The organism is Rugamonas rubra, from assembly GCF_900114705.1.
In the GTDB taxonomy this organism is placed as follows: domain Bacteria; phylum Pseudomonadota; class Gammaproteobacteria; order Burkholderiales; family Burkholderiaceae_D; genus Rugamonas; species Rugamonas rubra.
In genome coordinates, this window is record NZ_FOTW01000018.1 from 128,533 (window position 1) to 147,249 (window position 18,717).

At 66.2% G+C, this 18,717-nt stretch carries 23 protein-coding genes and 1 pseudogene; 20 read left to right on the forward strand and 4 right to left on the reverse strand.

What is annotated here, in order from left to right; all coding sequences use genetic code 11:
- Window positions 1-21 precede the first annotated feature (21 nt).
- The 20 genes and pseudogenes from BM252_RS19150 (at window position 22) to tatC (ending at window position 14,899) form a co-directional block, all read left to right on the forward strand.
- Window positions 22-678, forward strand: a complete 657-nt coding sequence (locus BM252_RS19150; RefSeq protein ID WP_093389275.1) for an MlaC/ttg2D family ABC transporter substrate-binding protein — start codon at window positions 22-24, stop codon at window positions 676-678.
- Between the two features lie 32 nt (window positions 679-710).
- Entirely contained in the window at window positions 711-1,127 is a 417-nt protein-coding gene (locus BM252_RS19155; protein WP_093389276.1) for an STAS domain-containing protein, read from the forward strand.
- A 178-nt stretch (window positions 1,128-1,305) separates the two neighbouring features.
- Window positions 1,306-2,220: an ABC transporter ATP-binding protein gene (locus BM252_RS19160; RefSeq protein ID WP_093389277.1), complete on the forward strand. Its 915-nt coding sequence runs from the start codon at window positions 1,306-1,308 to the stop codon at window positions 2,218-2,220.
- Window positions 2,217-2,984 (forward strand): ABC transporter permease, encoded by a 768-nt coding sequence (locus tag BM252_RS19165; RefSeq protein ID WP_093389278.1) that lies wholly within the window; start codon window positions 2,217-2,219, stop codon window positions 2,982-2,984. Before BM252_RS19160 ends, BM252_RS19165 begins: the two co-directional genes overlap by 4 nt.
- Before the next feature lie 99 nt (window positions 2,985-3,083).
- Window positions 3,084-3,320, forward strand: coding sequence for a BolA family protein (locus tag BM252_RS19170; protein WP_093389279.1), 237 nt, complete (start codon window positions 3,084-3,086; stop codon window positions 3,318-3,320).
- 7 nt (window positions 3,321-3,327) lie between these two features.
- A complete protein-coding gene (gene murA / locus BM252_RS19175; RefSeq protein WP_093389280.1) occupies window positions 3,328-4,578 on the forward strand; it encodes a UDP-N-acetylglucosamine 1-carboxyvinyltransferase in 1,251 nt (416 codons plus the stop codon).
- 54 nt (window positions 4,579-4,632) lie between these two features.
- Window positions 4,633-5,313, forward strand: coding sequence for an ATP phosphoribosyltransferase (hisG, locus tag BM252_RS19180; RefSeq protein WP_093389281.1), 681 nt, complete (start codon window positions 4,633-4,635; stop codon window positions 5,311-5,313).
- Window positions 5,314-5,356: 43 nt separating this feature from the next.
- A complete protein-coding gene (gene hisD / locus BM252_RS19185) occupies window positions 5,357-6,682 on the forward strand; it encodes a histidinol dehydrogenase (protein ID WP_093389282.1) in 1,326 nt (441 codons plus the stop codon).
- A gap of 10 nt (window positions 6,683-6,692) precedes the next feature.
- Window positions 6,693-7,502, forward strand: a pseudogene (locus tag BM252_RS19190) (DNA-methyltransferase); the annotation flags it as partial.
- A gap of 307 nt (window positions 7,503-7,809) precedes the next feature.
- The gene (gene hisC, locus BM252_RS19195; protein ID WP_093389283.1) at window positions 7,810-8,904 is read left to right on the forward strand and encodes a histidinol-phosphate transaminase; all 1,095 of its coding nucleotides are present in this window, start codon (window positions 7,810-7,812) and stop codon (window positions 8,902-8,904) included.
- Between the two features lie 20 nt (window positions 8,905-8,924).
- Complete coding sequence (gene hisB, locus BM252_RS19200) at window positions 8,925-9,515, forward strand: imidazoleglycerol-phosphate dehydratase HisB (protein ID WP_093389284.1); 591 nt, start codon at window positions 8,925-8,927, stop codon at window positions 9,513-9,515.
- 54 nt (window positions 9,516-9,569) lie between these two features.
- A complete protein-coding gene (gene hisH, locus BM252_RS19205) occupies window positions 9,570-10,208 on the forward strand; it encodes an imidazole glycerol phosphate synthase subunit HisH (protein ID WP_093389285.1) in 639 nt (212 codons plus the stop codon).
- Between the two features lie 74 nt (window positions 10,209-10,282).
- On the forward strand, window positions 10,283-11,071 hold the full coding sequence (gene hisA, locus BM252_RS19210; protein ID WP_093389286.1) for a 1-(5-phosphoribosyl)-5-[(5-phosphoribosylamino)methylideneamino]imidazole-4-carboxamide isomerase: 789 nt from the start codon (window positions 10,283-10,285) through the stop codon (window positions 11,069-11,071).
- 125 nt (window positions 11,072-11,196) lie between these two features.
- Window positions 11,197-11,958 carry an imidazole glycerol phosphate synthase subunit HisF gene (gene hisF, locus BM252_RS19215; protein ID WP_093389287.1) on the forward strand — a complete coding sequence of 254 codons (762 nt, stop codon included), beginning with the start codon at window positions 11,197-11,199 and terminating at the stop codon, window positions 11,956-11,958.
- A 23-nt stretch (window positions 11,959-11,981) separates the two neighbouring features.
- The gene (gene hisI / locus BM252_RS19220; RefSeq protein WP_093389288.1) at window positions 11,982-12,434 is read left to right on the forward strand and encodes a phosphoribosyl-AMP cyclohydrolase; all 453 of its coding nucleotides are present in this window, start codon (window positions 11,982-11,984) and stop codon (window positions 12,432-12,434) included.
- Window positions 12,431-12,805, forward strand: coding sequence for a phosphoribosyl-ATP diphosphatase (locus BM252_RS19225; protein ID WP_093389289.1), 375 nt, complete (start codon window positions 12,431-12,433; stop codon window positions 12,803-12,805). Before hisI ends, BM252_RS19225 begins: the two co-directional genes overlap by 4 nt.
- Before the next feature lie 10 nt (window positions 12,806-12,815).
- A complete protein-coding gene (locus BM252_RS19230; RefSeq protein ID WP_093389290.1) occupies window positions 12,816-13,187 on the forward strand; it encodes a histidine triad nucleotide-binding protein in 372 nt (123 codons plus the stop codon).
- A 188-nt stretch (window positions 13,188-13,375) separates the two neighbouring features.
- Window positions 13,376-13,609 (forward strand): Sec-independent protein translocase subunit TatA, encoded by a 234-nt coding sequence (tatA, locus tag BM252_RS19235; RefSeq protein WP_093389323.1) that lies wholly within the window; start codon window positions 13,376-13,378, stop codon window positions 13,607-13,609.
- Window positions 13,610-13,652: 43 nt separating this feature from the next.
- On the forward strand, window positions 13,653-14,147 hold the full coding sequence (tatB, locus tag BM252_RS19240) for a Sec-independent protein translocase protein TatB (RefSeq protein WP_093389291.1): 495 nt from the start codon (window positions 13,653-13,655) through the stop codon (window positions 14,145-14,147).
- Window positions 14,144-14,899 carry a twin-arginine translocase subunit TatC gene (gene tatC / locus BM252_RS19245; RefSeq protein ID WP_093389292.1) on the forward strand — a complete coding sequence of 252 codons (756 nt, stop codon included), beginning with the start codon at window positions 14,144-14,146 and terminating at the stop codon, window positions 14,897-14,899. The genes tatB and tatC overlap by 4 nt, the downstream gene beginning before the upstream one ends.
- A 63-nt stretch (window positions 14,900-14,962) precedes the next feature.
- Here the strand turns inward: tatC and BM252_RS19250 are convergent, their stop codons facing one another.
- The 4 genes from BM252_RS19250 to BM252_RS19265 all read right to left on the reverse strand — a co-directional run bounded on the left by BM252_RS19250 (window position 14,963) and on the right by BM252_RS19265 (window position 18,701).
- Window positions 14,963-15,526, reverse strand: coding sequence for a CsgG/HfaB family protein (locus BM252_RS19250; RefSeq protein WP_245774339.1), 564 nt, complete (start codon window positions 15,524-15,526; stop codon window positions 14,963-14,965).
- A gap of 33 nt (window positions 15,527-15,559) precedes the next feature.
- Entirely contained in the window at window positions 15,560-15,931 is a 372-nt protein-coding gene (locus tag BM252_RS19255) for a hypothetical protein (protein ID WP_093389293.1), read from the reverse strand.
- A 164-nt stretch (window positions 15,932-16,095) separates the two neighbouring features.
- Complete coding sequence (locus tag BM252_RS19260) at window positions 16,096-18,090, reverse strand: DUF885 domain-containing protein (RefSeq protein ID WP_093389294.1); 1,995 nt, start codon at window positions 18,088-18,090, stop codon at window positions 16,096-16,098.
- Between the two features lie 125 nt (window positions 18,091-18,215).
- Complete coding sequence (locus BM252_RS19265; RefSeq protein WP_093389295.1) at window positions 18,216-18,701, reverse strand: hypothetical protein; 486 nt, start codon at window positions 18,699-18,701, stop codon at window positions 18,216-18,218.
- Window positions 18,702-18,717 lie beyond the last annotated feature (16 nt).

Here is an 18,717-nt window from a genome sequence, read left to right on the forward strand (position 1 = left end):
ACCAACATAGGTAGAACCACCATGACTTTGATTAAAAAACTTATCGCAATGGCAACCGTGGCCCTGGCCTTCGGTGCCAGCCACGCCGGCGCCGCGCCGACCCCGGCCAACGAGGCGCCCGACGCCCTGGTCAAACGCATCAGCCAGGACGTGATCGAGACGGCCAAGGCCGACAAGGCGATCCAGGCCGGCGACCAGAAGCGCGTGATGGAGCTGGTCGAGAGCAAAATTTTGCCCTACGTCGACTTCCAGCGCATGACCGCGCTGGCCTCGGGCCGCTTCTGGCGCGACGCCACGCCGGAACAGAAGCAACAGCTGTCGACCGAGTTCCGCACCCTGCTGATCTTCACCTACTCGGGCGCGCTGTCGCAGATCAAGAACGAAACGCTGGAGTTCAAGCCGCTGCGCGCCGATCCGACCGACACCGAGGTCGAGGTGCGCTCGCAGGTCAACGTCGCCCGTGGCGAACCGATCCTGCTGAACTACCGCGTCGCCAAGTCGCCGGCCAACGGCTGGAAGATCTATGACATCAACGTGCTCGGCGCCTGGCTGGTCGAGACCTACAAGGGCACCTTCGCCTCCGAAATCGGCAAGGGCGGCATCGACGGCCTGATCAAGGCGCTGTCGGAGAAGAACAAGAAGCTGGCCAACAAGCCGCTCAAAGCCGCCGCCAAGTAATCCCGCCCATCTTCTCCAGCCCGCCACCGCCCATGTCCATCATCGCCGCCAACGACAACCTGCAATCGCTCTCCTCGCTGACCGTGGCCAACGCCACCGCCGCGCTGGAGCGCGGCCTGGCCGCCATCCGCGCCGGCCAGACCAGCTTCGACCTGCGCCACGTGCTGATGGTCGACTCGGTGGCGGTGTCGGTGATGCTGGCCTGGCGCAAGGCGGCGCAGGACGCCGGCGTCGAGCTCGAACTCAAGCACCTGCCGCCGGCGCTGCAGAGCCTGACCAAGCTGTACGGCGTCTGCTCGCTGCTGTTCCCCACCACGGAGCAGCTCGAGCCGGGCGCGCCGCTGGCGGACAACCCGGCCCACGCCGAGTTCGCCCCCGTCGTCGGCGCGCCCGAGCCGTCCAAACTCGGCCTGGGCAACGCGCCCGCCGAGTCGCACCACCATCATTGATCGTTTCTCCCCCGCTACAACCGTGGCGGCAAGCCGGACCCATCCGGCTCTGCCGCAGCAAATTTCCCCTATAATTGAACGTTGCCGCCGCCGAACAGTGCCGCGGCGCCCGCGATCCTCCGCCTTTTGAGCAGTTTCGCGGCGGTCCAAGGCCGCCGCACCAACCGATAAGCCAAGCATGACAGCGATCCAAATCAGCAATGTCGAAAAGCGCTACAAGTCGCTGCAGGCACTGGGCGGCGTCTCCCTCTCGATCGAGGAGGGCGAGTTCTTCGGCCTGCTGGGCCCCAACGGCGCCGGCAAGACCACCCTGATCTCCATCGTCGCCGGCCTGATCCGGCCCGACGCCGGCAAGGTCACCATCCACGGCCACGACGTCTCCGGCGACTTCCGCGCCGCCCGCAAGATGCTCGGCGTGGTGCCGCAGGAACTGGTGTTCGACCCCTTCTTCACGGTGCGCGAGACGCTGCGCCTGCAGTCGGGCTACTTCGGCCTGGCCAACAACGACGCCTGGATCGACGAGGTGATGCACAACCTCGACCTGAGCAACAAGGCCGACACCAACATGCGCGCGCTGTCGGGCGGCATGAAGCGGCGCGTGCTGGTGGCCCAGGCGCTGGTGCACAAGCCGCCCGTCATCGTGCTCGACGAGCCGACCGCCGGCGTCGACGTCGAGCTGCGCCAGACCTTGTGGAAGTTCATCTCGCGGCTCAACCGCGAGGGCCACACGGTGGTGCTGACCACCCACTACCTGGAAGAGGCGCAGGCGATGTGCAAGCGCGTCGCCATGCTCAAGTCGGGCAAGGTGGTGGCGCTCGACACCATGGCCGCGCTGATCCGCCGCATCTCCGGCTCGCAGCTGGTGCTGCACATGCAACAGGGCACGCTGCCCGAGGCCCTGCGCCCGCTGCTGATCCACCCGCCCGAGGCAGACCAGCCGAACAAGTACAGCCTGCGCATCAACGACTACGCCGAGGTCGAGACCATCCTGGCCGGCCTGCGCCAGGCCGGCGTGGTGATCGACGAGATGCAGTTGCAACAAGCCGATCTGGAGGACATCTTCCTGCAGATCATGGACGGGGGCAGTCTATGAACTTCATCTCCACCGGATTCCGCACGCTGGTCTACAAGGAAACATTGCGTTTCTGGAAGGTCGCCACCCAGACCGTCGCCGCGCCCATCCTCACCGCCATGCTCTACCTGCTGATCTTCGGCCACGTCCTCGAGGGCCGCGTGCAGGTGTATGCCGACGTGAGCTACACCGCCTTCCTGATCCCCGGCCTGGTGATGATGAGCGTGCTGCAGAACGCCTTCGCCAACGCCTCCTCGTCGCTGATCCAGTCCAAGATCACCGGCAACCTGGTGTTCGTGCTGCTGACCCCGCTGTCGCACTGGGAGATCTTCTCCGCCTACGTGCTGGCGGCGATGGTGCGCGGCCTGGTGGTCGGCCTCGGCGTGTTCCTGGTCACCGCCTGGTTCGCCCACCTGAGCTTCGCCGAGCCGCTGTGGATCCTCGTCTTCGCCCTGCTCGGCGCCGCCATCCTCGGCACCATGGGCCTGATCGCCGGCATCTGGGCCGAAAAGTTCGACCAGCTGGCCGCCTTCCAGAACTTCCTGATCATGCCGCTGACCTTCCTCTCCGGCGTGTTCTACTCGATCCACTCGCTGCCGCCGTTCTGGCTGGCGGTGTCGCACCTGAACCCCTTCTTCTACATGATCGACGGCTTCCGCCACGGCTTCTTCGGCCAGTCCGACGTCGACCCGCTGCTCAGCCTGGCCATCGTCGGCGGCTTTTTGGTGGTGCTGGCGCTGCTGGCGATCCGTTTGCTCAGGAGCGGCTACCGCCTGCGCCATTGAGCGAGGAAAAAATTCTCCGCGCGGCCGCGCCGGCCGCGCCAAACCGCTATATCGTTGATACCTGAGCCCAGATTGCTCATTACGCCCCAAGGAATAATCGTGACCACCACCCCAGAACTGATCCACAGCTACCTCGCCGCCGGCCTCGACTGCAGCCACCTCGAAGTCGAGGGCGACGGCCAGCACTTCCAGGCCGTCATCGTTTCGCCGGCCTTCGTCGGCAAGCGCCTGATCCAGCGCCACCAGCTGGTCTACGCCGCGCTGGGCGACCGCATGCGCGAGGAGATCCACGCGCTGTCGATGAAAACCCTGACCCCTGACGAATACCAAGGATAAGCACAGCATGGACAAACTCCTCATTCAAGGCGGCAAACGCCTGGCCGGCGACATCACCATCTCCGGCGCCAAGAACGCCGCCCTGCCCATCCTGTGCGCCGGCCTGCTGACCTCCGGCAAGCTGGAACTGAGCAACGTGCCGCGCCTGCACGACGTCGCCACCATGCTCAAGCTGCTCGGCCAGACCGGCTTGAAGGTGGCGCAGGACGACGAGTGCGTCACGCTGCAAGGCGACGCGATCGACAAGCTGGAGGCGCCCTACGAGCTGGTCAAGACCATGCGCGCGTCGATCCTGGTATTGGGTCCGCTGCTGGCCCGCTTCGGCGAGGCCAAGGTGTCGCTGCCGGGCGGCTGCGCCATCGGCTCGCGCCCGGTCGACCAGCACATCAAGGGCCTGCAGGCGCTGGGCGCCGAGATCACCATCGAGGGCGGCTACATCTACGCCAAGTGCAAGAAGCTCAAGGGCACCCGCATCGTCACCGACATGATCACCGTCACCGGCACCGAGAACCTGCTGATGGCGGCCACCCTGGCCGAGGGCGAGACCATCCTGGAGAACGCCGCGCGCGAGCCGGAAGTGACCGACCTGGCCCACCTGCTGGTGGCCATGGGCGCCAAGATCGAGGGCATCGGCACCGACCGCCTGGTGATCCAGGGCGTCGCCGAACTGCACGGCGCCAAGCACGCCGTCATCTCCGACCGCATCGAGACGGCCACCTTCCTGTGCGCCGTGGCGGCGGCCGGCGGCGACATCACGCTGCGCAACACCCGCACCGACATCCTCGACGCCGCCCTCGACAAGCTGCGCGAAATCGGCCTGCAGATGACCATCGGCCCGGACTGGATCCGCGCGCAGATGGACCAGCGGCCCAAGCCGGTGACCTTCCGCACCACCGAATACCCCGGCTTCCCGACCGATATGCAGGCCCAGTTCATGGCCGTCAACACCATCGCCGAAGGACCGAGCCGCGTCACCGAGACCATCTTCGAGAACCGCTTCATGCACGTGCAGGAGATGAACCGCCTGGGCGCCGCCATCGAGACCGACGGCAACACCGCCTTCATCACCGGCGTCGACCACCTGATCGGCGCGCCCGTCATGGCCACCGACCTGCGCGCCTCGGCCTCGCTGGTGATCGCCGCCCTGGCCGCGCGCGGCGAGACCCTGGTCGACCGCATCTACCACCTCGACCGCGGCTACGACCGCATGGAAGTGAAGCTGTCGGCGGTTGGCGCCGACATCGTCCGCGTCAAGTAGGCGCGGGCCAAGCACGACACATCGACACATCGCAACGACACATCGGAATCCATCATGAGCGTATTTAACAGCCAGGCGCGCGACCAGTCGCAGTTGATCCTGGCGCTGTCGAAAGGCCGCATCTTCGAGGACACCCTGCCCCTGTTGGAGGAGGCCGGCATCACCGTGACCGAGAATCCGGAGACCTCGCGCAAGCTGATCCTCGCCACCAACGACCCCAACGTGCGCGTCATCATCGTCCGCGCCACCGACGTGCCGACCTATGTGCAGCACGGCGCCGCCGACTTCGGCGTGGCCGGCAAGGACGTGCTGCTCGAGCACGGCGGCGAGGGCCTGTACCAGCCGATCGACTTGAACATCGCCGCCTGCCGCATGTCGGTGGCGGTCAAGAACGGCTTCGACTACGCCACCGCCGTGCGCCAGGGCGCGCGCCTGCGCGTCGCCACCAAGTTCGTCCAGACGGCGCGCGAGCACTTCGCCGCCAAGGGCGTGCACGTCGACCTGATCAAGCTGTACGGCTCGATGGAGCTGGCGCCGCTGGTCGGCCTGTCCGATGCCATCGTCGACGTCGTCAGCACCGGCAACACGCTGCGCGCCAACGACCTGGTCGAGGTCGAGGAGATCATGCAGATCTCCTCGCGCCTGATCGTCAACCAGGCCGCCTTGAAGCTCAAGCGCGAGCGCCTGCAACCGATCCTGGCGGCGTTCGAACGCGCCTCCAAGATGAAAAAATAAGTTCACCCGCCACCGCCCACCGTCCCAGCCAGAAGAACCCATCATGCCGATTCAGATCACCAAGCTCGATTCAAGCCAAGCCGGATTCCACACAGCCCTGAGCGCCCTGTTGGCGTTCGAGGCGAGCACCGACGAGGCGATCGAACGGTCGGTGGCGGCGATCCTGGCCGACGTCAAGGCGCGCGGCGACGCCGCCGTGCTGGAGTACACCAACCGCTTCGACCGCATCCCCGACGGCGGCGCCGCCAGCATGGCCGCCTTCGATATCGGCCAGGCCGAACTGGACGCGGCGCTGGCCGGCCTGCCCGAGGCGCAGCGCCTGGCGCTGCAGACGGCGGCCGAACGCATCCGCCTGTTCCACCAGCGGCAGAAGCAGGAGCTGTGCGGCTTCAGCTACACCGAGGCCGACGGCACGGTGCTGGGCCAGAAGATCACGCCGCTCGACCGGGTCGGCATCTACGTCCCGGGCGGCAAGGCCGCCTATCCGTCCTCGGTGCTGATGAACGCGGTGCCGGCCAAGGTGGCCGGCGTGGCCGAGATCATCATGGTGGTGCCGACGCCGGACGGCGTGAAGAACCAGATGGTGCTGGCCGCCGCCGCCATCGCCGGCGTGACGCGGGTGATCACCATCGGCGGCGCCCAGGCGGTCGGCGCGCTGGCGCACGGCACGGCCACCATCGCCCCGGTCGACAAGATCGTCGGCCCCGGCAACGCCTACGTGGCGGCGGCCAAGCGCCGCGTGTTCGGCATCGTCGGCATCGACATGATCGCCGGCCCGTCGGAAATTTTGATCATCTGCGACGGCAGCACCGACCCGGACTGGGTGGCGATGGACCTGTTCTCCCAGGCCGAGCACGACGAGCTGGCCCAGGCCATCCTGCTGTGCCCGGACGCCGACTACATCGCCCGCGTCGAGGCCAGCATCAACAAGCTGCTGCCGACCATGCCACGGCAGGACACCATCCGCACCTCGTTGAGCGACCGCGGCGCGCTGGTCAAGGTGCGCGACATGGCCGAGGCCTGCGCCATCGCCAACAGCATCGCCGCCGAGCACCTGGAGATCTCGGCCGAGAACCCGCAGCAGTGGGCCGACCAGATCCGCCACGCCGGCGCGATGTTCCTCGGCCGCTTCTCGTCGGAGTCGCTGGGCGACTACTGCTGCGGCCCGAACCACGTGCTGCCGACCTCGCGCACGGCGCGCTTCTCGTCGCCGCTGGGCGTGTACGACTTCCAGAAGCGCTCGTCGGTGATTTTCGTCAGCGAGGCCGGCGCGCAAACGCTGGGCAAGGTGGCGGCCGAGCTGGCCTACGGCGAGGGCCTGCAGGCGCACGCCCGCAGCGCCGAGCTGCGCCTGAAATCGAACGCATGATCGCGGCCGCATGAGCGATTGGCTCAACCAGGTGTTCTGCGAGGATGCGCTGGCCGGACTGGCGCGCATCCCGGACGGCTCCATCGATCTGATCTTGACCGATCCGCCGTACAACCTGGGCAAGGACTACGGCAACGCCTCCGACCAGCAGACGGTGGAGGAGTACCTGCGCTGGACCGAGCAGTGGATAGCGGCCGCGCTGCCCAAGCTGAAACCCAACGGCAGCCTGTACATCTTCCTCACCTGGCGCTTTTCGCCGGAGATCTTCGTCATGCTGAAAAAACGCATGACGATGATGAACGAGATCATCTGGGACCGCCGCGTGCCGTCGATGGGCGGCAGCGTGCGCAGCTACTCGTCGGTGCACGACACCATCGGCTTCTTCGTCGGCCGCAAGGACTACTACTTCGACCTCGACGCCGTGCGCATCCCCTACGACGCCGAGACCAAGAAGGCCCGCTCGCGCTCGATCTTCATCGGCGCAAAATGGCTGGAGATGGGCTATAACCCGAAGGATTTGTGGAGCGTGTCGCGACTGCACCGCGAGCATCCCGAGCGGGCCGACCATCCGACCCAGAAACCGTTGGAGATCATCGAGCGCATGCTCAAGGCCTCCTGCCCGCCGGACGGCGTGGTGCTCGACCTGTTCATGGGCAGCGGCACCACCGCCATCGCGGCGCGCCGCTGTGGCCGCAATTTCGTCGGCTTCGAGCTGAACCCGGAATACTGCGCGATCATCCAGAGCCGCCTGGCCGACACCGACGCCGAGGCGCTGGCCGAGCCGGCGCCGGCCAAGAAGCGTGCCGCCGTCAAGCGCGCCGCCAAGCCGGCCATGAAGAAGGCCGTCGCAAAGAAGGCCGTCGCGAAGAAGCTTGTCGAAAAAGTCGTCGCAAAGGTCGCGGCGACGAGCGCCAAGGCGGCGCCCAAGCCACGGGCCAAGGTCGCGGCCGAGGCCGCGCCGATCATGGCAGCCAAGGCAGCCAGCAAGACCGCAAGCAAGGCAGCAAGCAAGGCAGCAAGCAAACCACCGGCCGATACGCCGGCCAAACGAAGTCGGCGCGCCGTCAAGGCGGAGCCGGCGGAAACCATCGCGTAGTGTAGTTCCCCAACCCAGGAGCATAAGTAAGATGTCATCCCTCGACAGCCTCATCAGCAACACCATTCGTTCCGACGTGCGCGCCATCAACGGCTACCACGTGGCCGACGCGAGTGGCTTTGTCAAACTGGATGCGATGGAGAACCCTTACCACCTGCCCGAGCATCTGCTGCAGGAGCTGGGCCAGCGCCTCGCCGCCGTCACGCTGAACCGCTACCCGGTGGCCTCCTACGCCAGCTTGAAGCAGCGCGTCTGCCAGCAACTGGGCGTGCCGGCCGGCTACGACGTGATCCTCGGCAACGGCTCCGACGAGCTGATCTCCATCCTCGACATGGCCTGCGCCCACCAGGACCGCCGCGCCGTGGTGCTGGCGCCGACGCCGTCCTTCGTCATGTACCAGCGCTCGGCACAGTTCGCCGGCATGGACTATGTCGGCGTGGCGCTGAAGGCCGACCTGTCGCTCGACCTGCCGGCCATGCTGGCCGCCATCGCCGAGCACCGGCCGGCGCTGGTCTACCTGTCCTACCCGAACAATCCAACCGGCAACCTGTTCGCCGAGTCCGACATCGTCGCCATCATCGAGGCCTTGGGCGAGACCGGCATCGCCGTGGTCGACGAAGCCTACGAGCCGTTCGCCCAGCAAAGCTTCATGGGCCGCCTGCCGGAGTTCCCCAACCTGGTGGTGATGCGCACCGTGTCCAAGCTCGGCCTGGCCGGCATCCGCCTCGGCTACATGTCGGCGGCGCCGCAATTGTTGGCGCAATTCGACAAAGTGCGGCCTCCTTACAACATCAATGTGCTGACCCAGGCGGCCGCCGAATTCGCCCTCGAGCACGTCGATGTGCTCAACGAACAGGCCCGCGCGCTGCGCGCCGCGCGCAGCGAACTGGCGCAGGCACTGGCCGCGCTGCCCGGTGTGACGGTGTTTCCGTCGGCGGCGAATTTTCTCTTGATTCGTGTGCCCGACGCCGATGATGCCTACGTGAAACTGCTCGCTGACAAGGTATTAATCAAAAATGTGAGTAAAATGCACAGTGTGCTGGCCAATTGTTTGCGCATCACCGTCAGCACCCCCGAAGAGAACTCCGTATTCCTCGCTGCCATCACGGCATCGCTGGCAGCCTAAGACCACCGCAAGAGCCTTTCATGAACCGCACCGCAGAAATCACGCGCAACACCAACGAGACGCAAATCCGCGTCGCGATCAACCTCGACGGCACGGGCCAGCAAAAGCTCAACACCGGCGTGCCCTTCCTCGACCACATGCTGGACCAGATCGCCCGCCACGGCTTGATCGACCTCGACATCGAGGCCAGCGGCGACACCCACATCGACAACCACCACACGGTGGAGGACGTCGGCATCACGCTGGGCATGGCGGTGGCGCAGGCGATCGGCGACAAGAAGGGCATCCGCCGCTACGGCCACGCCTACGTGCCGCTCGACGAGGCGCTGTCGCGCGTGGTGATCGACTTCTCCGGCCGCCCCGGCATCGAATACCACATCCCCTTCACCCGGGCGATGATCGGCGGCTTCGACGTCGACCTGACGCTGGAGTTCTTCCGCGGCTTCGTCAACCACGCGCTGGTGAGCTTGCATATCGACAACTTGCGCGGCACCAACGCCCACCACCAGTGCGAGACGGTGTTCAAGGCCTTCGGCCGCGCGCTGCGCATGGCCAGCGAGCGCGACGAGCGCGCCGCCGGCACCATCCCGTCCACCAAGGGCAGTCTGTGATCTCCACGGCGCGGCCCACGGGCGCCGCGCCGACCTTTTCGCTTGAATGGCAAAATGAATAAAATTGTTGTGGTTGACTATGGCATGGGCAATCTGCGCTCGGTGGCGCAGGCCCTGCGCGCCGTCGCGCCCGAGGCCGACGTGCTGATCTCCGGCGAGGTGGCCGACATCGAGGCGGCCGACCGTATCGTGCTGCCCGGCCAGGGCGCCATGCCGGACTGCATGCGCAGCCTGCGCGAATCGGGCGTGCTGGAGGCGCTGTTGAAGGCGGCCGCCAGCAAGCCCTTGATGGGCGTGTGCATCGGCGAGCAGATGTTGTTCGACGTCAGCGAGGAGGGCGACGCCGCCGGCCTCGGCCTGCTGCCCGGCAAGGTGGTGCGCTTCCAGCTCGACGGCCAGTTGCAGGAGGACGGCTCGCGCTTCAAGGTGCCGCAGATGGGCTGGAACCAAGTCAAGCAAACGGCGTCTCATCCGATGTGGCAGGATATCCCGGACGACAGCTATTTCTACTTCGTGCACAGCTTCTACGTGCAACCGGAGCAGGCCGCCCACGTGGTCGGCCAAACCGTCTACGGCGCGCCGTTTTGCAGCGCCGTGGCGCGCGACAACATCTTCGCCACCCAGTTCCACCCGGAGAAGAGCGCCAAGGCCGGCCTCCAGCTGTACAAGAATTTCGTCCACTGGAAGCCTTGATTTTTTGCCGCCGCTGCCGCATCGTTAAACCGCATTCCAACCCGAACCTGAACTTCTAACCCATTACACCGACCATGCTGCTCATTCCTGCCATCGACCTCAAAGACGGTCACTGCGTTCGCCTCAAACAGGGCGATATGGAACTCGCCACCGTTTTCTCCGACAACCCGGCCGACATGGCCCTGCACTGGCTCAAGCAGGGCGCCCGCCGCCTGCATCTGGTCGACTTGAACGGCGCCTTCGCCGGCAAGCCGAAGAACGAGGCCGCCGTCAAGGCGATCCTGAAGGTGGTGCGTGAGTTCGCCGAAGAGAACGGCATCGACGAGATTCCGGTGCAACTGGGTGGCGGCATCCGCGACCTCGACACCATCGAGCGCTATCTGGACGCCGGCATCACCTACATCATCATCGGCACGGCCGCCGTCAAGGAGCCGGGCTTCCTGCACGACGCCTGCGGCGCCTTCCCCGGCCACATCATCGTCGGCCTGGACGCCAAGGACGGCAAGGTCGCCACCGATGGCTGGAGCAAGATGTCCGGCCACGAGGTGATCGACCTGGCGCGCAAGTTCGAGGCCTACGGCGTCGAAGCTATCATCTACACCGACATCGGGCGCGACGGCATGATGGGCGGCGTCAACATCGAGGCCACCGTCAAGCTGGCCCAGGCCGTCAAGATCCCCGTCATCGCCTCCGGCGGCCTGCACAACCTGGCCGACGTCGAAGCGCTGTGCGCGGTGCAGGACGAGGGCATCGAGGGCGTCATCTGCGGCCGCTCGATCTACGAGGGCACGCTGGACCTGAACTCGGCCCAGCTGCGCGCCGACGAGCTCAGCGGCGACCTCGACGAGGAAGTCGCCGAGTAGCACGCGGCCCCGGCGCAAGCGGCAGCACCCAGGCGCGGGCCGGCGCGCGGATCGAGCACGATCCGCCGCCGCCGCCGCGCTCCATCAAGGCGAACACAAGGCTTCACAGGCCGACAGGTACCATCATGCTTGCAAAACGAATCATCCCCTGCCTCGACGTGACCAACGGCCGCGTCGTCAAAGGCGTCAACTTCACCGAACTGCGCGACGCCGGCGACCCGGTCGAGATCGCCCGCCGCTACGACGAGCAGGGCGCCGACGAGATCACCTTCCTCGACATCACCGCCACCAGCGACGAGCGCGACCTGATCCTGCACATCATCGAGGCGGTCGCCTCGCAGGTGTTCATTCCGCTGACGGTGGGCGGCGGCGTGCGCGCCGTCGAGGACGTGCGCCGCCTGCTCAACGCCGGCGCCGACAAGGTCAGCATGAACTCCTCGGCGGTGAGCAACCCGCAACTGGTGTTCGACGCCTCGCAGAAGCACGGCTCGCAGTGCATCGTGGTGGCGATCGACGCCAAGCAGACCGCGCCGGGCCGCTGGCAGGTGTTCACCCACGGCGGCCGCAAGGCCACCGGCCTCGACGCCATCGAGTGGGCGAAAAAGATGGAGCGGCTGGGCGCCGGCGAGATCCTGCTGACCAGCATGGACCGCGACGGCACCAAGATCGGCTTCGACCTGGGCCTGACGCGCGGCGTCTCCGACGCGGTCGGCATTCCGGTGATCGCCTCGGGCGGCGTCGGCGGCCTGCAGGACCTGGCCGACGGCATCAAGCTGGGCCGCGCCGACGCGGTGCTGGCCGCCAGCATCTTCCACTATGGCCAGCACACGGTGCAGGAGGCCAAGCGCTTCATGGCCGCCCAGGGCATACCGATGCGCCTGGACTGAGCACGGACACACAGGAAAGAACGATGTTGAATTCCCCAAGCCTCGCCAAGGCCAAATGGTTGAAAAAAATTAAGTGGGACGAGCACGGCCTGGTGCCGGTGATCGCCCAGGAAGCGGGCAGCAACGACGTGCTGATGTTCGCCTGGATGAACCGCGACGCGCTGGCCAAGACGGTCGAGCTGGGCGAGGCGGTGTACTGGAGCCGCTCGCGCAAGAAGCTGTGGCACAAGGGTGAGGAGTCCGGCCACACGCAGAAGGTGCTGGAGATCCGCCTCGACTGCGACGAGGACGTGGTGCTGCTGAAGATAGCCCAGCACGGCGGCATCGCCTGCCACACCGGGCGCCATTCCTGCTTCTTCCAGAAGTTCGAGGGCGACGCCGACGAGGGCGACTGGCAGGTCGTCGAGCCCGTGCTCAAGGACCCGGCCGAGATGTACCCGCAACCGACCAAACCGAACAAGATGAAACCGACATGAGCACAATTTTAGACCGCCTGGCCGAGATCATCGAGTCGCGCAAGCTGGCCAACGGCGGCGACCCGGCCACCTCCTACGTTTCGCGCCTGTTCGCCAAGGGCGACGACGCGATCCTGAAAAAGATCGGCGAGGAGGCCACCGAGACGGTGATGGCGGCCAAGGACGCCCGCGTCGACGGCGACAACGCCAAGGTGCTGTACGAATGCGCCGACCTGTGGTTCCATTCGCTGGTGATGCTGGCGCAGTTCGACCTGAGCCCGCAGCAGGTGCTCGACGAGCTGGCGCGGCGCGAGGGCCTGTCCGGCCTGGAGGAAAAGGCGGCGCGCAAGGACGAGCTGCGCGACGCGGCCGAAACCCAAAAACATGACTAGTGGAGCCTTTGTGGAAAACTGCCTTTTTTGTAAGATCGCCGCCAAACAAATCCCCTCGAGCATCGTCTACGAGGACGAGGACCTGCTGGCCTTCAAGGACATCAACCCGGCCGCGCCGGTGCACCTGCTGGTGATCCCCAAGCAGCACCTGGCCACCCTGTCGGACTGCAACGCCAGCCACGCCCCGCTGCTGGGCAAGATGCTGGCGCTGGCGCCGCGCCTGGCCGAGGAGGCCGGCTGCGCCGTCAGCTACGACGCCGACGGCGAACCGGGCGGCGGTTACAAAACGCTGATCAACAGTGGCCCGGACGGCGGCCAAGAGGTGTACCATCTGCACCTGCACGTGGTGGGCGGTCCGCGCCCCTGGCGCGGCATGCGCTGAGCCGGCGCCGGGCTGGATCTAGCCTGGATCTAGCCTGGATCTAGTCCTTTTGTCGGATGGCCTAGTCCTTTTGCATTATGGCAATATGACGGGCACATGACATGCGCGCTTCAAGTATACTGTGCGGAGTAGTCTGCGTTGGGTTCAACCGAATTTTTTGGGCGTTACCGCCTTGCTAGGGGAAAATGATGGGTTCAATGAGTATTTGGCACTGGTTGATCGTGCTGGTGGTGGTGATGTTGGTGTTCGGCACCAAGAAACTGGGCAACATGGGTTCCGACATCGGCAAGGCCGTCAAGGGCTTCAAGGACGGCGTCAAGGGCGACGAGGACAAGGCCGCTCCGGCCGCTGCCGCCGCGCCGTCGCAGGTGGCCGACAAGACCACCATCGACGTCGACGCGAAAGAGAAAAGCAAGCACTAAGCGGGCCGGGGCCACGGCCCCGTCCGGCTTTTGCTGACATCCTATGATCGATCTCGGTCTCTCCAAACTTGCCATCATCGGCGTCGTGGCGCTGGTCGTCATCGGACCGGAAAAGCTGCCCAAGGTGGCGCGCATGGCCGGCTCGCTGTACGGCCGGGCGCAGCGCTACCTGAACGAGGTGAAATCCGAGGTCTCGCGCGAGATCGAACTGGAGGAGCTGAAAAACCTGCAGAAGGACGTGCAGGACGCCGCCCAGTCGATCAAGCAGGGCGTCGAGAGCTCGATCTCGGAGAACCTGGCCGAGGTGGAGAACGCCTGGCACGACAACCACCCGTCGGCGCAGCCGAGCAGCGCCAGCAGCGACGACCTGGCGCGCAAGGCGCGCGAGTTCCGCCGCAAGAAGCTGGTGCGCAGCTCGGCCGTTCCGGCCTGGTACAAGCAGCGCAACGGCGGCAAGATGCACGTCACCTCCGGCGCGGCGCGGGTCGCCCGTTTCCGTCCGCGCGGCAATTCCTTCCCTACCTCGTTCTTTAAATGACTACACCTGCAGCAGGCGAAGAGACCTTTATCTCTCACCTGATCGAATTGCGCGACCGCCTGGTCAAGGCCTCGATCGGCATCGTGCTGGTGTGCGCCGGCCTGATGATCTGGCCGGGGCCATCGCGCATCTACGACATCATCGCCATGCCGATGATCGCCGCGCTGCCGGTCGGCTCGAAGATGATCGCCACCGGCGTCATCTCGCCCTTCCTGGTGCCGATGAAGGTGACCCTGGTGATCGCCTTCATCCTGGCCCTGCCGTGGGTGCTGTACCAGCTGTGGGCCTTCGTCGCGCCCGGCCTGTACACGCACGAGAAACGCCTGGTCGCGCCGCTGGTGATCTCCTCGTCGGCGCTGTTCATGGCCGGCGTGGCGTTCTGCTACTTCTTCGTGTTCGGCCGCGTGTTCAAGTTCATCAGCGAGTTCTCGCCGACCTCGATCTCCGTCACGCCGGACATTGAGAACTACCTCGACTTCGTCATGTCGATGTGCCTGGCCTTCGGCGCCACCTTCGAGGTGCCGGTGGTGGTGGTGATCCTGGTGCGCATGGGCTTGGTGTCCGTCGCCAAGCTCAAGGAGGTGCGGCCGTATGTGATCGTCGGCGCCTTCGTGGTGGCGGCCATCGTCACGCCGCCGGACATCGTCAGCCAGTTCGCGCTGGCGCTGCCGATGTGGATCTTGTTCGAGCTGGGCCTGTTGGTGGCGCCGGTCTTCGTCCGCGCCACCCAGGCGCCCGAGCAGGTCGAGTAACACGCTGTTTCTCCGGGGCCGCCGCGAGTATCGTCCTCGCCGCGCGGCCCCCAGCTTCCCCGTTCAATTGGTTTTCAGCGTGCCGCCGTTGCCCAGGCCGCCGTCGACCGCCTGCGCCTGGTAGTTGCGCACCGACTTGACCAGCTGGTTGTAGGAATCCATGAAGGAGGCGGCCAACACCTTGCCCTGCGGCGTGTTGCTGAAGCCGCCGCCGCCGGCGAAGCCGCCGCGGAAGAACGCCCCCATCGCGCCGAAGTCCCAGTTCTTGGCGCTGCCCTCGGCGGCGGCCAGCTGGATGCCGGAGCGGTTGTCGGTCAGCAGCAGCATGGTCGAGGCCTCGTTCGACCTGAGCGAGCCGGCCACCAGCGAGCCGATCGCGCCCAGCATGCCGCCGATGGCCGCGCCGCCGCCGCCGGTGCCGCGCGCGCTGAAGCTGATCGACGGCGTGACCGTGTAGTCGGCCGCCACCATTTGTCCCTTGCCCAGGTTGCTGGTCTTGCGCAGGTCGCCGCGCGCCATCAGTTCGCGCTCGCCCTGCATGTTGTTGAAGGCGCGGCCGCGCTCGACGATGACGAAGCAGTTCGACTGCTGCATGATCAGGCGCAGCAGCGGCACCGTGCTCTGCACATGGTATTCCTGCGCTGCGGGAAAGCCGAGCTGCTACAGCGCGATGAGCTTCTGCCGGGCAAATTCGAACTTTGCCCGTGCTTCTTGGCTGAATAGCTGAATACTAGTGGTCAGTTCTTGTCGGTCAAGCTCACTGCCGAGGGCCAGCTTTTGCCGGCTTAGCTCAAGACTAGCGATCAGTTTTTGTAGGGCCTGCTCAATACTGTCGGTCAGTTCTTGTTTGACCGCTTCGATACAGTGGGTCACATCCGCCTTGAGCAGGATGAGGTCGCCGGGTGCGACGACAGTGTTGGTGAGCGCGTCGCTGAGCGCATGGGCGTACGCCTCGGCGTGGCTGGGTGCAATGCCGGCCACTTCCAACCGTTTGGCGTATTTGAGTGTGTCGAATCGGATGGTCATGGTCATGTACGCTCCTGCAGTTAATCGTAGCAGAAAACCTATTCTGCGCCAGACCTGCCTCAATTGTGCGCAGGTGCCGATCCGAACGGCGCATGCGAAACGGGGCGCCTGAGCGCCCCGTTGCTGCTTGGCGGCGCGCCGTCGCGGCGCCCGCCAGATTTCCGCCGCGCCTACTGCGGCGCCGGCTGTTGCAGCATCAGGTCGCGGATCACCCGCACCGGCGCGCTGCCGTAGCTGAGGAATTGCTCGTGGAAATCCTTCAGCACGAACTTGTTGCCCAGCGCCTGCTTGCGCTGCTCGCGCAGCTCCATGATCTCGCTGTAGCCGCTGAAGTAGCTGGTCAGTTGCACCGAGGTCAACTGCACGCGGCGCCATTTCTCCTTGGCCTCGCTGGTGGTCTGGAAGGCCTGCCGCGCCAGCAGGTCGATGGCCTCCTGCTCGCCCATGTCGAGCACGTGCACGCTGTAGTCGAGGATGGTGTTGGTGACGCTGCGCAGGTTCCACTTCGAGTACATCAGCCACATCTCCGGCGTGTTGTCGCCGTAGCCGGACTCGAGCATCATGCGCTCGCCGTAGACGGCCCAGCCCTCGACCATGGCGCCGTTGCCGAAGATCGACTTGACGATGGACGGCGACTTGTTGGCGTACACCAGCTGGGTGTAGTGGCCGGGGATGGCCTCGTGGATGTTGAGGATCTGCAGGATCCAGTGGTTGTACTCGCGCAGGCTGCTCTCGGCCGCCTCCGCCGTGGCGCCGTCGAGCGGCGTGACGTTGTAGTAGGTGCGGTCCTGCGGCCGGTACGGGCCGGGCGCTTCGATGCTGGCGCCGGCCACGCCGCTCTGGTAGGCCGGGGTGGCGCGCACTTCCAGCGGCTTCTTCGGATCCATGGTCAGCAGGTCGTGGCTGACCACCCAGTCCTGCAGCAGCGGGATCTGGCGGCGGATCTCGGGGAAGAAGTTCTCGCGCGCCACGTGCTGGCTGGACAGCTTGTCGATCACCATGCCGATCTTGCGGGTGCGGTCGAGCGGCTTGGCCGACAGGCCCATGGTCTTGTTCCACAACTCGTCGGCCAGCCGGTCCATATTGACCAGCAGCGCCTCGCGCGCCGCCAGGGCCTTCTGGTAGGTCTGCTCGGCGCTGCTGCCGGCCTGGATGTCGAAGACGAACTTCTGCTCGTACAGCTCCTTGCCGAGGCGGAAGGGACGGGCCTCGCCGGTCTGCGCCATGGTCTTGTCGAGCTCGCCCAACCAGGCGACGTAGCCGTCGACGGCGGTCAGCGCGGCGTTGACGCGCTGGGTGAACAGCTGCTTCTCGACCGGGTTCAGGATGGAGGCCTGGGCCGCCTTGTCGAGCTCGGTGAGCATGCTCAGCACGCCGGGCGCCTGGGCGATCGCCAGCTGGGTGTGCTCGCGGGTCGGCTTGGCGATGTTGGCGCGGGCCGCCTCGTAGTAGGCCGGCACGCCGGCGATGCGCTTGAGCAGGGTGCGCAGGCGCTGCGGCTTGGCGGCGTATTCGGTGTTGAGGATGGCGTCGATCGGCGCGGCGACGTTGTAGCTGGCCGGGTTCCATTGCCACTCGCGCAGCGTGGTCAGGTAGAAGCGGTCGCTGTTGAGCTTGTTGGTCAGCAGCGCCAGGTCGGTGCGCTGCTTGGCCGACAGCTGGCGCGCGTCGATCTTGGCGAAGCGGGCCAGCCAGTCGTCGGTGAAGGCCAGCTGGCGGGCGCGGGCGGCCTGGTCGGGAATGGTCAGGCTGGCGGCGGTGTCGTACTTGCCGACGGCGATGGCGGCCTCCGGGTCGATGCGCCACAGCGCGCCGAGGAACTGGTTGCTCAGGGTGTCGAGGTTGCGGTCCTGGCGGCGCTCGGACGGCGGCGCCGGACGGGCCATGGCGGCGACCGGCGCGGCCACCGCGGCGGCGGCGACGGCCTTGCCCTTGCCACCCTTGCCGCGCTTGTCCTGCTTGCCGCCCTTGGCATTCTTGCCGGCGTGCGCGGCCTTGGCGCCGCCCTTGGCAGCGGCCTTGGCGCCGCCCTTGGCGCTGGATTTGGCGGCGGCCTTGCTCTTGCTGCTGGCGGCCTTGTCGTGGCCGTGGTGGGTGGTGGCGCCGGCCGGCGCGAGCGTCAGGCTCGTCAGCAGCACAGCCAGCGCAAATTTGGTCTTGATCATCGTACACAGCCTCTTGATGGTTGGGGCAAGACGCGCATATTCGCAGATTCGGGCGGGCGCGCCAAGGCCAAGCGTGGGAGAGTAGCACTAATTTCCCTGCTTGAGCGCGCCAGTTGGCGGCCGCCTCAGACCAGCGCGTTGGCGCGGATCAGTTCCTGGTGGCGGGCGTTGAGTACGCCGACGGCGTCCTTGCCGTTGGCCATTTGGCCGAGCAGGATCTCGCTGTCCTTGGTGAAGCGGTGGCCGATGCGGATGGTGTAGGAGCGCGACAGCCAGCTCCAGAACGAGGGCACGAAGGTGGCCTCGTCCATGTCGCGCCATTTGACGCCGGCTACGCCCTTGGCCCAGGGCAGGATGCCGTGGTAGAGCCAGACGCCGACGTCGTCGTAGTACAGCTGGTAGCTGCGGATGGCCAGCACGCGGTAGCCGACCAGCAGCGCCGACGCGACCAGCACGGCGGCGGCGGCCAGCTCGGTCCATTTGAAGGCCAGCGGCAGCACGGCGCCGAACAGGATCAGCGCCAGCAGCGCGGTGCCGACGTAGGCGGTCCAGGCCTTGGCGCACAGCGGCGTGCCGTGGCTGGCGATGTGGGCGGCGTTGTCTTCTTCCATTGGAGGGCTCCTGCGG

Excerpts from the sequence above, each read along its gene's own strand:
- BM252_RS19265 (WP_093389295.1), bottom strand. The coding sequence starts at position 18,701 with ATGGAAGAAGACAACGCCGCCCACATCGCCAGCCACGGCACGCCGCTG.
- BM252_RS19165 (WP_093389278.1), top strand. The coding sequence starts at position 2,217 with ATGAACTTCATCTCCACCGGATTCCGCACGCTGGTCTACAAGGAAACA.
- hisC (WP_093389283.1), top strand. The coding sequence starts at position 7,810 with ATGTCATCCCTCGACAGCCTCATCAGCAACACCATTCGTTCCGACGTG.
- hisI (WP_093389288.1), top strand. The coding sequence starts at position 11,982 with ATGTTGAATTCCCCAAGCCTCGCCAAGGCCAAATGGTTGAAAAAAATT.
- hisA (WP_093389286.1), top strand. The coding sequence starts at position 10,283 with ATGCTGCTCATTCCTGCCATCGACCTCAAAGACGGTCACTGCGTTCGC.
- hisD (WP_093389282.1), top strand. The coding sequence starts at position 5,357 with ATGCCGATTCAGATCACCAAGCTCGATTCAAGCCAAGCCGGATTCCAC.
- hisF (WP_093389287.1), top strand. The coding sequence starts at position 11,197 with ATGCTTGCAAAACGAATCATCCCCTGCCTCGACGTGACCAACGGCCGC.
- hisG (WP_093389281.1), top strand. The coding sequence starts at position 4,633 with ATGAGCGTATTTAACAGCCAGGCGCGCGACCAGTCGCAGTTGATCCTG.
- hisH (WP_093389285.1), top strand. The coding sequence starts at position 9,570 with ATGAATAAAATTGTTGTGGTTGACTATGGCATGGGCAATCTGCGCTCG.
- tatB (WP_093389291.1), top strand. The coding sequence starts at position 13,653 with ATGATCGATCTCGGTCTCTCCAAACTTGCCATCATCGGCGTCGTGGCG.
- BM252_RS19160 (WP_093389277.1), top strand. The coding sequence starts at position 1,306 with ATGACAGCGATCCAAATCAGCAATGTCGAAAAGCGCTACAAGTCGCTG.
- BM252_RS19225 (WP_093389289.1), top strand. The coding sequence starts at position 12,431 with ATGAGCACAATTTTAGACCGCCTGGCCGAGATCATCGAGTCGCGCAAG.
- hisB (WP_093389284.1), top strand. The coding sequence starts at position 8,925 with ATGAACCGCACCGCAGAAATCACGCGCAACACCAACGAGACGCAAATC.
- BM252_RS19150 (WP_093389275.1), top strand. The coding sequence starts at position 22 with ATGACTTTGATTAAAAAACTTATCGCAATGGCAACCGTGGCCCTGGCC.
- murA (WP_093389280.1), top strand. The coding sequence starts at position 3,328 with ATGGACAAACTCCTCATTCAAGGCGGCAAACGCCTGGCCGGCGACATC.
- BM252_RS19155 (WP_093389276.1), top strand. The coding sequence starts at position 711 with ATGTCCATCATCGCCGCCAACGACAACCTGCAATCGCTCTCCTCGCTG.
- BM252_RS19255 (WP_093389293.1), bottom strand. The coding sequence starts at position 15,931 with ATGACCATGACCATCCGATTCGACACACTCAAATACGCCAAACGGTTG.
- tatA (WP_093389323.1), top strand. The coding sequence starts at position 13,376 with ATGGGTTCAATGAGTATTTGGCACTGGTTGATCGTGCTGGTGGTGGTG.
- BM252_RS19260 (WP_093389294.1), bottom strand. The coding sequence starts at position 18,090 with ATGATCAAGACCAAATTTGCGCTGGCTGTGCTGCTGACGAGCCTGACG.
- tatC (WP_093389292.1), top strand. The coding sequence starts at position 14,144 with ATGACTACACCTGCAGCAGGCGAAGAGACCTTTATCTCTCACCTGATC.